The 15,025-nt window shown below is 46.1% G+C and carries 11 protein-coding genes; 6 read left to right on the top strand and 5 right to left on the bottom strand.

The genetic code is table 11. The annotated features are described in order from the left end of the window. Positions 1-108: 108 nt before the first annotated feature. Complete coding sequence (locus AAA946_RS16650) at positions 109-351, top strand: hypothetical protein (RefSeq protein ID WP_338165921.1); 243 nt, start codon at positions 109-111, stop codon at positions 349-351. An 86-nt stretch (positions 352-437) separates the two neighbouring features. After that, a complete protein-coding gene (locus AAA946_RS16645) occupies positions 438-2,432 on the top strand; it encodes a DUF3466 family protein (RefSeq protein ID WP_338165920.1) in 1,995 nt (664 codons plus the stop codon). 96 nt (positions 2,433-2,528) lie between these two features. On the opposite strand, the gene AAA946_RS16640 is transcribed toward AAA946_RS16645, so the two are convergent. Then, the gene (locus tag AAA946_RS16640; RefSeq protein ID WP_338165919.1) at positions 2,529-3,905 is read right to left on the bottom strand and encodes an aldehyde dehydrogenase; all 1,377 of its coding nucleotides are present in this window, start codon (positions 3,903-3,905) and stop codon (positions 2,529-2,531) included. 664 nt (positions 3,906-4,569) lie between these two features. Between AAA946_RS16640 and AAA946_RS16635 the strand changes: the two genes are divergently transcribed. After that, positions 4,570-5,952, top strand: a complete 1,383-nt coding sequence (locus tag AAA946_RS16635; protein ID WP_338165918.1) for an ATP-binding protein — start codon at positions 4,570-4,572, stop codon at positions 5,950-5,952. A 13-nt stretch (positions 5,953-5,965) separates the two neighbouring features. Next, entirely contained in the window at positions 5,966-6,655 is a 690-nt protein-coding gene (locus AAA946_RS16630) for a response regulator (RefSeq protein WP_338165917.1), read from the top strand. A 152-nt stretch (positions 6,656-6,807) separates the two neighbouring features. Here the strand turns inward: AAA946_RS16630 and AAA946_RS16625 are convergent, their stop codons facing one another. Next, a complete protein-coding gene (locus AAA946_RS16625) occupies positions 6,808-8,184 on the bottom strand; it encodes an aldehyde dehydrogenase (protein WP_338165916.1) in 1,377 nt (458 codons plus the stop codon). A gap of 559 nt (positions 8,185-8,743) precedes the next feature. On the opposite strand from AAA946_RS16625, the gene AAA946_RS16620 reads away from it, so the two are divergent. Then, positions 8,744-10,333 carry a diaminopimelate decarboxylase family protein gene (locus AAA946_RS16620; protein WP_338165915.1) on the top strand — a complete coding sequence of 530 codons (1,590 nt, stop codon included), beginning with the start codon at positions 8,744-8,746 and terminating at the stop codon, positions 10,331-10,333. A 52-nt stretch (positions 10,334-10,385) separates the two neighbouring features. On the opposite strand, the gene AAA946_RS16615 is transcribed toward AAA946_RS16620, so the two are convergent. Beyond that, on the bottom strand, positions 10,386-10,976 hold the full coding sequence (locus AAA946_RS16615) for an alpha-ketoglutarate-dependent dioxygenase AlkB family protein (RefSeq protein WP_338165914.1): 591 nt from the start codon (positions 10,974-10,976) through the stop codon (positions 10,386-10,388). Positions 10,977-10,997: 21 nt separating this feature from the next. Then, complete coding sequence (locus AAA946_RS16610) at positions 10,998-11,453, bottom strand: MBL fold metallo-hydrolase (protein WP_338165913.1); 456 nt, start codon at positions 11,451-11,453, stop codon at positions 10,998-11,000. A gap of 428 nt (positions 11,454-11,881) precedes the next feature. Here AAA946_RS16610 and AAA946_RS16605 point away from each other — a divergent pair, with 428 nt between their 5' ends. Then, complete coding sequence (locus AAA946_RS16605; protein ID WP_338167190.1) at positions 11,882-12,526, top strand: flagellar brake protein; 645 nt, start codon at positions 11,882-11,884, stop codon at positions 12,524-12,526. Positions 12,527-12,592: 66 nt separating this feature from the next. Here the strand turns inward: AAA946_RS16605 and AAA946_RS16600 are convergent, their stop codons facing one another. Further along, positions 12,593-14,953, bottom strand: a complete 2,361-nt coding sequence (locus tag AAA946_RS16600) for a Lon protease family protein (RefSeq protein ID WP_338165912.1) — start codon at positions 14,951-14,953, stop codon at positions 12,593-12,595. Positions 14,954-15,025 lie beyond the last annotated feature (72 nt).

Raw genomic sequence — 15,025 nt, 5'->3', positions numbered from 1 at the left:
TCTGTGTCCCCCTTTCCTTTCTCCTTATTTTCTACACATTCGTCTCACTTTCTCTGCTCAATCAGACGACACAATGAGCGTTCACTTTTACTTATTTGAGAAACTAAGATGAAAAAATTAGCCCTCGCCCTCACCGCTTTGTTACTTGCCAGCGCATATCACCCAGCTCAAGCTCAGGAAGAACGCCGTAAGCCGCCTTCGTTTGAAGAAATGGATGCAAACGGTGATGGGCTACTAACAAAGGATGAGCTCAAAGGCCGCTTATTGGATGAGTTCGACCAGCTTGATAGTGATGAGGATGGTGTGTTGTCCGAATCGGAGCTACCTGAACCACCAAAACGTCGCGGTTGAGACGGTCACTCTCGAAACAGACCCTAATTACAACATAGCGCCTCAAAGCTATGTGTTCATTTGTTATAAGGAAATAAGGTTAATACGTGTCCAAAGTTGTTCGCTTCCCTTTGGTTTGCTCTCTGCTCACCTACTCTTTTACCAGCGCCGCTGCGCTCTATCGTGTAGTAGAGGTAGACACCTCAATAGCCACAGTAGCTAACGAATACTACTCTGCTGCCATTGAGCCTTCGTCATCCGAATGGTGTTTTGAAGATAACTGTACCGACAGCCAATATAGCGTGCTCGGCTATAGCATGAACGGGTTGGAGGGAGTGCCAATAGACCAAGAGGTCGCATTTGGCGTAGATAACCACTTCTACTATCTCGACTATGATGATCTTTACGATTATTGTGACAGTGAGTTAGGCTACGCAACCTGTGAAGCTTGGGCGAGCAATCGATGGTATGGCGATGCCAGTACGGGTATTGGCGGTCTTGAAAGTCATCAAGATGCGTTTTACAACGCAAGCTACACGCCACTCTATCACTCCTACATGGAATATAGCTTACTTCCAGACATCGACCCAGAGATCCCCAGCGGATATGAAGATGTATTGTTTACCGTCGAAGACACGACTGATATTAAAGCGCATGCTATCAGCTCTGACGGTCACATCATTGCCAATAGCAGCAGCGGCTATTTTGACTATGAGGGGTATTATGTGCAGCCTTTTGATCGTCGAGGGCTGGTCTTTAGCAACGGGGAAACCTACTTCCTAGAACCACTGACCAATCCAAGCCTCAGCTTTGCCGACGACGAAGGCGAGCAGCTAATAGTGGAAGAAATGGGCGCTACGATTGCGTTTGACAGCTTTACCTACCCTACTTCTGGCGCGGACAGTCAGACCTATGTTGTCGGCAGTGCCTCCGTCGCCACATTTGATTACTCAGATACGTCAAAATACTACAATTCATTGGATCTTAGTGACTGTGTCGCTCTCGACCAGCCAATCCTTTCCAGTGCTTGCCAGCACTTTGGATTTGCGTCACAAGCCTTTATCTGGTCGCTAGCCGACGATGGTGAAACTCGCTTTCCGGCCAGCGCTTGGGCCACTAGCTATGACAACTATGACTATGCGTCAGCGCAGGCCAGTATTCGAGCCGCAACCATCGTCGAACGTAGTGATAGTGAATATTTGGGTTTGCCTGTCTTGGTTGGATTCAACTCCGATCTCGCCGATGACAACCTCATCATGCAAGCTGCGGTGTACTTGCCCACCACCACCGATGACTTCTCCGTTGAAGAAAACGCATGGACATCGATATTTATCAACAACGCCAAACTTGAGTACGACGATAGCTATTACTACAGCAACTCCGTCGCTACAGATATTAACTCACAGCTAATTATTATTGGTGAAACCAAGCGATTGGGGAGCGTTCCAGAGGCGGGAGCAGCAGCAAATCGGATGTTCATTGCTGACGCCGGACAACCGACACCATCAGCGACCTATTTCAGCGATATGTCACAGTCAATTTTCTTTGTCGGCGCAGGTGGGCATGCCAATGCAATCAACCAATATAACGAAATCGTTGGTGAAGTGGATGCTGAAAATCATACCGAAATTGATGGGCCGCAACGTCGCCGTCGTGGCTACATCTTTCCATACAATGGCGTTGGAAGCGATGAATCGCGCATGGCCATACTCAACTCACGAGCATGGTGGCTGGATGATCTCACCAATGGGGGTAGCTACAGTGACGTAAACAACGCCTATCGCATTGTCACGGCTTCAGACATCAACGATGCTGGAGTAATTTCAGCGACAGCCATCAAGTGTGCGTCAGGGTATGATTCAACGGATCACTTCGCCACTTGTGGCAACGGGACACTAGCTGAAACCGTTGTTGCAGTAAAACTCATTCCAATACAAGGTACCACCAGTAGCGATATTGAAATCCGCTCGGAAAATACCGCGACCGTAACCCGTGAGGGCGGCAGCATTACTCTATTCAGCCTGTTCTTTTTGCTCACGTATAGAGTCATGCGGGATTGGTGGAATAATCTTTTTAACAAAACACCATCACTTATCGCCTGATTACTCGCGGTGAAGATAAAAAAAGCCGAGCTTTCGCTCGGCTAGATATATCATCGCTTGGGAAGAGTGATGAGATATTCGGTTATTCGCAGTCGATTAAACGATGCGTAGGCCACCTTGAGCAATCGCGAAGCGACGTGCACGTGTGAACGATAGTGCGTTAGTGATACCTTCGCCTGTTGGACCTGCGATAGTGAACGTAGATGTACCTTCAGCGTTGTAACCAACACCAGATAGCGTTGGGCCATTGTGTGCGAAGATAGTGGTGTTGATACGGCCACCAAACTTAGTTACGTTTTCAATGTTGCCAGAGTAGATACATGCAGAGTGTTTGTTACCACGCTCAGCCGCTACTGCACGGTCAATTGCTTCGTCGATGTCTTTACAGATAACCACTGGTAGTACTGGCATCATTTGCTCTACGTGCACGAGTGGGTGGTCGTTTTCAACCAACATTACTGCAAGACGAGTGTCTGATTTAACACCGATAGATTTTAGAATTTTACCTGCATCTTGGCCTACGTGCTTCTTAACTGGGTGCCATACACGAGAGATCTCATGTGCAGTACAAGGTTTCGCACCTTCGAACTCGTCTAGCGTTAGAATTTCTTCTGTTAGCTTCTCAGCTTCTTCCGCTGTCATGACGTACGCGCCAACTTCTTCAAGCTTGTCTAGGAAAGCGTCTGCAACCGCTTCTTCAACGAACACTTCTTTTTCGCCGATACAAAGTAGGTTGTTATCGAAAGAAGCACCGCCGTATACACCAGCTGCTGCTAGATCTAGGTTTGCAGAAGCGTCAACGATAACTGGTGGGTTACCAGCACCTGCACCTACACCTTTCTTACCAGATTGCAGGATAGCCTTAACTAGACCTGGACCACCAGTACCCACTAGCATGTTAACTAGTGGCGAGCTTGCGATTTCGTTTAGCGTTTCTAGCGTTGGCTCTTGCACCATTGTTACTAGGTTTTCTGGGCCACCTGCTGCAATGATCGTCTCGTTAAGAAGATCAATCATCATCGCTGACACAACTTTTGATGATGGGTGAACGTTGAACGTTACTGCGTTACCACCTGCTAGCATTGAGATAGCGTTGTTAACGATAGTTTCTGTTGGGTTAGTCACTGGCGTTACTGCGCCAATCACACCGTAAGGTGCACGCTCACCAAGAGAAATACCGTTGTCCCCAGACCAAACCTGAGTTTCAAGGATTTCAGTACCTGGCGTTTTTGCTGCAGTCAGTTGGTGTTTAGCGATCTTGTCTTCAACACGACCTAGTTTTGTCTCTTCACGAACTAATTTAGCAAAGTCTTCTGCACGCGCTAATACAGCACCGCGGATCGCAGTGATGATGGCTTCGCGACCTTCTTTAGTACAGTTTACGTAGTACTCGATTTGAGCTTTGTGAGTTGCTTCAATCGCAGCGTCCACTGTCGCGAATACACCTTTAGCGTTGTTGATATCAAAAGACATAGTGATTACCTCGTGAGATTTGGTGCTATAAGAGCTGGGCTTCATCATGGCCTCTAGCGCTCTATTGAGCTTGTTGGCTGGGTCTATATGCCCGCCTCAAGATGATGCTAATTTAACCCAAACATTCATCGAAACTATGCCAGTCAGCGTCAACTTATTTGACCGAGATACTTTATTTTTACAAGTATTTTACTTGACTGTTTTGTATTTTGGAGATGAGAAAGAAAAGTGCCACGAAAGATCATAAACTTAGCTTAGCCTCCCGCACAATCGGGCTATCATGCGGGACACGACGTGTTACTTATCCAAGGAAAGGACGTAACAGTAACTCATAAAACATTGACGCCAATTATGCATTAAGTCTTTGTTTACAAACTGGCTATAGAATGCAATTAAGATACATCGCGGATCTAATCCAAGCCCCAACAAGTGCACCATAGCACATATGGGGTCACGAAAAGCCATAGGGAATCCGATCAAATAACCAGCAAACTCAAGCCATCGTCAAAACAGACTATGCTTTCTGCACATTTTCTCCATAATTGGGTTATAAAATTGAACCACGATCCATACTGCCATAACCATTATGCGAATTACTCTGTTTCAAAAACTCTTCATCTCACTATTTAGTTCGAGCTTGATACTTTTGCTTTCCATGGCATTTATGATCAATTCCAGCTTCAAAGTAGAATTACAAAGCTACTTAAACCAAGAAGAGATACAAAAAGTTGAGACCCTAGCGGAGAATGTCGCAGCGTTCTATTCAGATACCGACGGTTGGCGCCCTCTACAGCGTTCACCAAGAGCCTTCGGGTCACTTATGCAACAAATCGGTGAAATGCCTCCTCCAAAACCGCGACCGGGTAACCCACGACGAGTTGAGCCAGACTTTCCCCCTGCATATGACAGTCATCGTTCGAGCAACGTGCTATTCGTACCTTTGGGCATGCGCATCTACCTGCTTGATAAAGGTGGTGAACCACTTTTCAGGCGCAATCTCAATCAGAACGAATTAAACAAGGATCAATTCTTTAGCCGAGTACCGATAGTAAAAGAAGGCGATACTGTCGGCTGGCTGGCAGTATTACAAAGTCGCCAAGTATCAAACCAATTAGCCGAGAGCTTTATGTACTCTCAAACGGCCAACATTTTTACCGCTGCTATCGCGGCCTTTGTTTTGACCCTAGTTATCGCATTCATCACAGTGAAGTACTTGTTGACTCCCCTCGGGGCGTTGCACAGAGGCGCGACCGAAATCGCTAACGGCAACCTTGATCACCGGATTGAGCAGATCGGTAATGATGAACTGACAGACCTCATTGCCTCATTCAATCTACTAGCTGCATCCTTAGCCAAACAAAAGGAGATTCGAGAGCAATGGCTTTCAGATATTTCCCATGAACTAAGAACACCTGTCGCTGTACTCAGAGGCGAAATCGAAGCGCTACAAGATGGCATTAGACCTATGGAGCCAAAGTACCTAGAAGGATTACATGCCCAAGTGACGACTCTGACTCGGTTAATTGATGACTTACATACCTTGTCGATTTCCAGTGATAGTGCGTTTCGAACCAACCAGAGAAGCGACATTGCGCTTGCAGACATCATTGACGATTTACTGACACGCTATGAATTGAGGTTTGCCTCAAAAAGCTTAAGCGTTACCACGGACTACTCATCAGCACCTGATACGACGATATATGCTGACGCGAAGCTGATACAACAAGTGTTTCAAAACCTGTTCGAGAACTGCTTTCGATACACCAACGAGCAAGGCAATGTCAGCATTACGCTGGAGTCAAAAGCCAATGAACTGGTTGCTATCATTGAAGACAGCGCTCCTGGGGTACCCAATGAGGCTCTGCCAAAGTTGTTCGATCGCCTTTATCGCGTGGACAGTTCTCGCAGTCGCGCAAGTGGTGGTTCAGGATTAGGGTTGGCCATATGCCAAAATATCGTCGAAGCTCACCAAGGTACGATTGAGGCCACTCACTCATCTTTAGGGGGCGTAAAAATCGTAGTACGCTTGCCAAAACAACATCATTAGAAATAGAGGTTTTATGATCCTTATCGTGGAAGACGAACCGTCGCTTGCTCAGGTTATCCAAGACTATCTCAATCACAGTGGTTTTGAGTCGCACATGATCAGCGATGGAAACGAGGTGATTGATTGGGTAAAGGTAAATCAACCGGACCTGATCATTCTCGACTTAATGCTACCGAACCGAGATGGTCTCGATATCTATCGAGAGTTAAGAACATTTAGTGGCTTGCCAGTCATGATGGCGACAGCAAAAGTCGACGAAATCGATCGCTTGGTTGGATTGGAATTGGGGGCTGATGACTACATTTGTAAACCCTATAGTCCAAGAGAGCTCGTCGCGCGCGTCAAAAATGTCCTGCGCCGGAGCCGTTCTCAATCGAATCAAGACGCGATAGATACCGGCAAGAATCCTCTACTGAACGTAGATCAACAATTAATGAAAGCCACCATTACGGGCACTGTACTTCCCTTAACACCCGCCGAATTTAAACTGCTTTCCCACTTTCATCGCCACCCGGGTATCGTGTTCAATCGCGACCAACTTATGGACCGAATCTACTCCGACGGACGCGTTGTAACGGATAGGACGATTGATAGCCATATCAAAAACCTTAGAAAAAAGATCTTCGCAGTTAATCCAGACTACGATTGGATAGCGTCTATTTACGGCGTGGGTTATCGATTTGAAATCATTGAGACATGCTGACGTTCGTATTGGGCTTACCCCTCGCCAAGTAACATAGTTTCTCCTTCATCTCAGCGAGACGCGCAGCAAGGAGGCAAAGAGAGGGCTCTAAAAACACAAAAAGGCCGAAGCAACAGCTTCGACCTTTTCACATCAATCAGTCAAACAACCAATTAGACAATACGCAAACCACCCTGCGCGATTGCAAAACGACGTGCACGAGTGAACGAGTACGCGTTTGTGATACCTTCACCAGTTGGACCAGCGATAGTGAACGTTGAAGTACCTTCAGCGTTGTAACCTACACCAGATAGTGTTGGACCGTTGTGAGCGAAGATAGTTGTGTTGATAGCACGACCGAACTTAGTTACGTTCTCGATGTTACCAGAGTAGATACATGCAGAGTGCTTGTTACCACGCTCAGCAGCTACTGCGCGCTCGATAGCTTCGTCGATGTTCGCACAACGAACAACTGGAAGTACTGGCATCATTTGCTCTACGTGTACTAGTGGGTGATCGTTCTCAACAACCATAACCGCTAGACGAGTCTCAGACTCAACACCGATAGACTTAAGGATCTCACCTGCGTCTTGACCAACGTGTTGCTTAACTGGGTGCCATACGCGAGCAATTTCTTGCGCAGTACATGGCTTAGCACCGTCGATTTCGTCCATAGTTAGGATTTGTGCAGTTAGCTTCTCAGCTTCTTCTGCAGAAAGAACGTAAGCGCCCGTTGCTTCTAGCTTAGCTAGGAACTCGTCCGCTACTGAATCTTCAACAAATACTTCTTTCTCACCGATACATAGTAGGTTGTTATCGAAAGATGCACCGCCGTAAACGCCAGCCGCAGCTAGGTCTAGGTTAGCAGAAGCGTCAACGATTACAGGTGGGTTGCCAGCGCCAGCGCCTACACCTTTCTTACCAGATTGTAGGATTGCTTTCACTAGACCCGGGCCACCTGTACCCACTAGCATGTTAACTAGTGGAGATTTAGCGATTTCGTTTAGCGTTTCTAGCGTTGGCTCTTTCACCATAGTCACTAGGTTTTCAGGACCGCCTGCTTCAACAATTGTTTTGTTGATAAGGTCAATCATGATGGCAGAAACAACTTTAGAAGATGGGTGAACGTTGAACGTTACCGCGTTACCAGACGCTAGCATAGAGATAGCGTTGTTAACGATAGTTTCCGTTGGGTTAGTGACAGGGGTAACCGCACCGATAACACCGTAAGGAGCACGCTCTTCTAGAGAGATACCGTTGTCACCAGACCATACTTTAGTTTCTAGAACTTCAGTACCTGGAGTCTTAGCAGCAGTCAGCTGGTGCTTAGCGATCTTGTCTTCAACACGACCTAGTTTCGTTTCTTCACGAACCATTTTTGCGAAGTCTTCCGCTTTAGCTAGCACTGCACCACGGATAGCAGTAAGGATAGCTTCGCGGCCTTCTTTTGTAGACGTCGCATAAAACTCAACTTGCGCTTTATGAGTTGCTTCGATCGCAGCGTCCACTGTCGCGAATACACCTTTAGCTTTATTGATATCAAAAGACATAATGATTACCTCGTGAAGAATGAATGGTCTGTATAACTGTTTATATAACTACAGAACTCTTGTTGTGCTTGCTGTTTAATAACGGTGAATTATGTTTGCTTTATCACTGAACGAAGTGAACTCGCTTCCCGCTATTGAATGCCTATAAATTAGCCACCAAGCTTCAACTTGTAACGTCACTGAGAGTCAACTTAATTGAACAAAACCTTAAAAAAGTGCCATTTTTTACCCCTCGGGTTACTTGACTTGTTGTAACAACCATTCATTTACTCACAAAATGTTAACCAAGCTCACAAAACGACGTATACAGCCGCGTAATTCTATGTATTCAAGCGATTCACTTGATACTGGAGTGTATCTGTAACCCCTAAGTAACTTACCTAGCTGGGCAATCTAATGTTAACGTCCCATTCAGCAACAAAATAGGTACACCACAATGCATTAGATGCCAGTGTAAGTTTTTTTGACTCTGGGTGACGTGTTGTTTTTTCCACCGCCAACTACACTAGCTATCAACAAATCAGTTCATACCTTTTCAACGATTTCGTGAGGAACGAATATGAAATATCAAGCGCGTTTAGAAGACTCAGTAAAGCAACTAAGTTCTGTACTAGAAGAGCAAAAGCAACTTCTTGCCGAGCACAAAGCAAACCAGAACTACGCTGAGCGTCTACAAAACATCCTAACGCCAACTGACGAGCTAACAACAAAAGGCGACGACCTATACATCGGCGGCTGCAAAGCTTCTGACCTGGTTGAGCAATACGGTAGCCCGCTATTCGTTCTTAGCGAAGACACACTACGTGGTAACCTACGTCGCGTTAAAGCAGCGTTCGGTTCAAACTGGCCAAAGCCTGTGAACGTAATGTTTGCAATCAAATCAAACACTAACTTCGCAGTTCGTGCTATCTGTCACGAAGAAGGCGTGGGTGGTGACTGTTTCGGTCCGGGTGAAGTTGAAGCAACTTACATCGCGGGTGCGGATCCAAAAACTATCGCACTAAATGGTACAGTTAAGCCTGAGCTTGCTATCCGTAAAGCGATTGAGTACGGCTACGCAATCCACCTAGATTCGTACGAAGAGATCGAAATCGTTGAGCGTATCGCTCGCGAAGTGAAGCCAAAAGAAAAAGTACGCATCGCGGTACGTCTAAAAGTTATCCCAGAAGATTTCTTTAACGACTTCGAACCAGATGCATACCCGTTCCCGAACTTCATCGGCGCGATGAAGTGGATCAAATTCGGTCTGCTAAAAGAAGAAGCGAAGAAAATCGTTAACCGCGTGAAAGAAATCGACGTGTTCGAATTCTACGGTTTCCACACTCACCTAGGTCGTTTCTCTAAGCAACCTGAAGGTTGGGATGCGCTATACCGTGAGTATGCACGCAACGTTATCGAAATCTCTCGCGAGTGTGGCGTTCAACCATTCCAAATCGACCTTGGCGGCGGTTGGCCACGTGAGCGTGAGCCAGAGTGTCGTAGCGCTGAGCACATGATGAACCCGAACACTATTGAAGATTACGCGAAAGTAGTGTGTGCAGGCATGCTAGAAGAGTTCAACAAAGAAGGCTTCGAGATCCCGCAACTATGGCTAGAACCTGGTCGTTACATCGCTGGTAACATCGGCACACTACTAACGTCTGTATACGTAGTGAAAGATGACCAAGAGATGGACTACACCTACACGATGGTTGACGCGTCTACTTACCTAGCAACGCTAGTTGAGTCTCAAGAGTCTAAGAACCCTGTTCTACCAGCAAGCAAGATGACTCAACCACTTGTTGAGAAGACAACTGAAATCGCAGGTCCAATCTGTATCCCATCAATTTGGGAAAGCGGTGCACGCATGCCAGCTCTAGAGCCAAAAGACGTTCTAGCTATCATGGATGTGGGTCACTACGCAGAGTCTCAAGCGAGCCAGTTCAACTCTCTACCACGTCCTGCAACTGTACTAGTTAAAGACGGTGAAGCTGAACTAATCAAGCGTGCTGAAACCGTTGAAGATGTGTTCGCAACTCAAATTCTTCCTGAGCGTCTAAAGCAAAAGAAGAAAAAGCCAGCTGCGAAGAAGCCAGCAACTAAGCGTGCTGTAGCAAGAACACCTAGCTACGCTAAGAACGCAAAGAAAGCGGCATCTGCAAAAGCATAATCAAACTATGATTTAGCTAATCAAAAGCTCCCTACGGGGAGCTTTTGTTGTTTTAGGGAGCCAGAACTTTTCGAAAAGTTAAATTTATCCTTGGCGCTACTGGTCGCTTTGTTTTGGGAATGGTGTGTTGCCAGTGATGCTGAGTTTCTCCAGCCATTATCAGTAGTGATCCGGATGTTAGATTGAATTCCAATTTCTCACCGGTCAGCTTGTGTTTGAGCAAAAATCGCCGCTCACCACCAAAGCTGAGTGAGGCAATCACTGGGTTGATGCCAAGCTCGGGCTCATTGTCACTATGCCAGCCATTGGAATCCTGGCCGTCACGATACAAATTGGCGAGTACCGTATTAAACCTGTGCTGCCCGTATTGTTCACACAGCGCCTTTAGCTCGGCGAGTTTGGGATACCAGGTCTGAGCCTCTAACTCTAAATTAGAGTAGCGATAACTGGCATCCCCATACCAAGCTTGAAGTCTCGGGATAGGGTGCACTTTTCCAAACAAGCGAATGTTATCTTGTCGCCAATTAAGTGAGCTCCGTAACTCGTTAAACACCGCTTCAGCAGAGTCATGGTCAAACAGTTTTTCAATATAAAGCAGTTGGCCGTTTTCAACCTCCTGCCATTCATATTGGTGCTTTAGCATGCTCTACCTCATCCACTCACCTTAAAACTCGAGTATTTCACCATCCTCTGGAATCGATACTTTGTCAACTAAACCATGAGCGCTCAACGTTCGCTTCAGCGTTGATCTATCCACCGGACAGTGATTCAACGCTTCCATATGGTTAGCGATAACTTTGCCTGGTGAGCGCTTAATAAATTCCATGACTTCGTCGGTTGGCATGAGGAGTGGCTGACCTACGTCCATCTGTGCTTGACCCGCTGCAACCACGGTAATGTCTGGCTTAAGCTCAGTGAGCGCCTTGTTAACATCGTTTGTTAGCACCGTATCGCCACTAATGTAGATGCATGGCTCGTTAGGTAACTCAATATAGAAACCACAGCCGTTGGCCATCACTTTATGAATCCAACCATGTCCATGCTGCGCAGGTACAGCAGTAATTTGCCCGCCCAAAAACGGGGTTGGTTGCCATGGATTTAATCCGTTCTCGACCGTCATACCATACTTTTCTAAATAGGCTTTATCTTTAATCCATAATTGATATCAATAAGGTCATAAATGAACCATTATATTCAACAAGCATGTTGGAATTTAAGCTGATCTATAAAACCTTAAACATGTACTCGAAATTGATAGATCGCCCCCACATCATAGGCATATAGGTGCAATATTGACATACAAGTCAATATTTTGACTCATAGCTACCGTTTTTTAATTGCACTTTGATTTTCTAAGCCCTAGAATTTTGTGAGCACCGTTCAAAGTTTGTCTGGTGTTGCTTAAGTTAGGCAAGATAACCTAATAAAAACAATCCGCTTAAGTTTAAGGCAGTAAACGTCAGGAATCATCAAGCAGTGACGCAACAACAAAAATCTAATCCCCAATCACGGACGACCCATACGCTTAATAGCACTGATGCACTTGCTATGATAGAACATGGTGGCGACGTAACGTTGACCGTCAATACACCTGTCGGCACCTCTTTTCGCTGTGCTACTCAATTTATTGGCGCTCATTCTGAGCATCGAATTTTGCTGGAAACGCCTAAGATCGATGACAGCGATCTTAAGTACTTCTTCCAAGAAGGCTTTTGGTTAACAGTTAGAGCAATCTCCCAAAGAGGCGAAGGTGGAGTCGTCCAGTTCCGCTCCCAACTTATTAATTTTATTGAAGAACCATTGCCTATTTTAGTGCTATCGATACCGCAATCGATGCAGGTGACTAACCTGAGAAAAGAACCAAGGTATGACGTCAATCTCAGCGCCATGCTAAACACCGGCGACAATCAAACTCGCTGTGAGCTCAGAGATATGTCAAAGAGCGGTTGCCGATTCATATTGCCAGCGCTTGGCAAAAGCTTAGTGGTCGGCCAAGAAGTGGCGTTGAATGTTACTGAAGGCGCGCCTAAAGGACGCTACTTCCCTTCCCTATCCGGACTGATATGCAATCAACAGAAGTCTAGCCACTATACCGCCTACGGCATCAAATTTGATGAGAAGGGTGAAGCAAACGCCAAAGAGCTGCTCTCCCACCTTAAGTTTGACGGCACAAAGCTCAAGCTTCGCGCCTAACCGTTCGCGCCCAAATGTAAAGAGACAACGTGAAAAAAAAGCCAAGCTTTCGCTTGGCTTTTGTGACTACTTGCGCAGTGCGTTAAGCCTTGCCTGCGCGATACCATATATTGTATCAATAGGGTAGCTGCCTTCAAGCGACTGCGTGCCAGCCTCTTTGCCCGAAAACAACTCAATCGCTTCCGTCACATGATCAATCGCCCATATGTGGAACTCGCCTTTATCTACTGCCTTAACGATATCAGCACGCAACATTAAGTTATGAGCATTGGAACGCGGTATAATTACGCCTTGCCCAGCGTGTCGACCTTTGATGCTACACACATCAAAAAAGCCCTCGATCTTCTCATTAACACCACCAATAGGCTGCGACTCACCAAACTGGTTCATCGATCCGGTAATGGCGATATCCTGTCGGTTTGGTTGACCCGAAAACGCAGATACTACCGCGCAGAACTCAGCCATACTGGCACTGTCGCCATCCACGCCACCGTAAGACTGCTCAAAAGTAATGGTGGTCGTAAGTGGAACTTTGGCGGTTTTACCAAACACAGAGGACAAGTAGGCGGTAAGTATCATCACCCCCTTCGAGTGAATACTGCCTCCCAAATCCACACTACGTTCAATATCAATGACCTCACCATCACCGTAGGAAGTTGTGGCCGTAATTCGATTTGGCGCACCAAACATATGATCGCTTGTGGTTAACACAGAAAGTGCATTAACTTGGCCAATCGCCGAACCTTCGGTATGAATGAGTGTCGTACCGTTTACAAAGCCTTCCATCACGCTATCTTGCAATCGATTGACGCGCATTTGTTGGTATTCAAGCGCTTGATCAACATGTCCCATGCGGATCAGGTTAGATTTAGCATTGCGCGCCACATAATTAGATTCTCTGAGCAAATTGGCGATGTGCGCTGAATGCAGCGACAATTTATTTTGATCACCAGACAAGCGCGAGCTGTGCTCAATAATGCGAGCAATTGCTTTGCGGTCGCAATGCAACATATTGTTGTCATGTACGATGCTTGAGATAAAGCGCGCGTAGTGAAGCTCGGATTCGGCGGTGCGCGGCATTTCATCCTCAAAATCAGCGGTAACTTTAAACAGCTCGCTAAATTCTGGATCGTAATGCTGTAGCAGTTGATAGGTGCGATAGTCACCAAACAAAATGATTTTTACGTCAAGTGGAATTGGCTGAGGATCGAGTGACACGGTTCCTGTTAACGTCACTTCTTTTTCCAGAGAAGTGAAACTAAGCTGGCGTGCACGCAGTGCGCGTTTTAGGCCATCCCATACATACGGCTGCTCTAATACCTTAACCGCATCCATTAACAGCACACCACCGTTAGCTCGGTGCAAACTACCCGCACGAATCAATGAAAAATCGGTAAATACAGTGCCTTTGTAAGTCGCTGTTTCAATATAACCAAACAGGGAGTGATAGTTAGGGTTCTCCTCGACAATGATCGGAAAGTCGGAGCAAGACTGCTTCACTATCAAGTTCACTTTATAACGGCGCGGAAACTTCTTATCCAATGATGCGGTAGCGATTTCACCTTGTTCATTACCTTCTTCAAGGAAGATATCGACGTTTTCGCAAATATCCTTTTGCAAAGCACTCAAGTACTTCTTGATCTCGGTGTAGCCGTTGTACTCTTTTTTCAGCTTTTTAATTAGGTGACTAATGACACCAAGAGTAACTTCTTCGTTCAGTTTTTGAATATTGTCGGTAAAGGTCTCTTCCCAATCCGTCAACTCTCTAGCCATACCACGAAGGCTCACCTCTAGCTCATCAATGGTGGTGCCAAAGCGATCTTGCTCATCAAGCGGCAGCTCCGAAAAGCTTTCGTCAGTATGTAACTCCTCTCCATTCAAAGCAACAAATTGATAATCCCCTTGCTGCGTGATCGTCAGACTGATGCCCTTCTCTTTGGCTTCTTCACTGAGCTTTTGTAGCTCCACTTGCTGCTTACGTGCCAGATCATTTTTTAGCTTGTCTGCGCGACCAAAATACAGCTCGTTATCAAATGCCATTGGAATGGCTTTAACTAACTTAGAGATCAGCTTCTCAACATCTTTCTTGAGTTTTTCGCCCATGCCACACGGCAACTTCAATACCTGCGGGGTACGAGTATCGGAAAAATTGGCAACATAACACCAATCATAGAGCGCTTGTGTGTCGTGAGGATGGCGACTAAGATAACGTAAAATCATGGTGCGCTTACCAAGGCCATTTTGGCCTATCGCATAGATGTTATAGCCTTTTTCTTTGATAGACATCGCGAACTCAACCGCTTTCTGAGCGCGCTCCTGGCCCACAATTTCATCAATCGGATCCAGTTCTTTGGTCGACTTACACGGCAGTTTCTTGAGTTCTGCGGCATGGTATAGCTTGTTTGCTTCGAGTCTTTGAATCGCCATCACCAGCTCCTACTTTTTTCCCTTCATGATTTCAGTTTAGCTGAATTGGCTTTACATTTTAGTGACTTACTA

This window comes from Vibrio sp. 10N (assembly GCF_036245475.1).
Taxonomy (GTDB): domain Bacteria; phylum Pseudomonadota; class Gammaproteobacteria; order Enterobacterales; family Vibrionaceae; genus Vibrio.
Note: the sequence above shows the minus strand (reverse complement) of the source record. Positions and strands in the feature narration are given on the sequence as shown.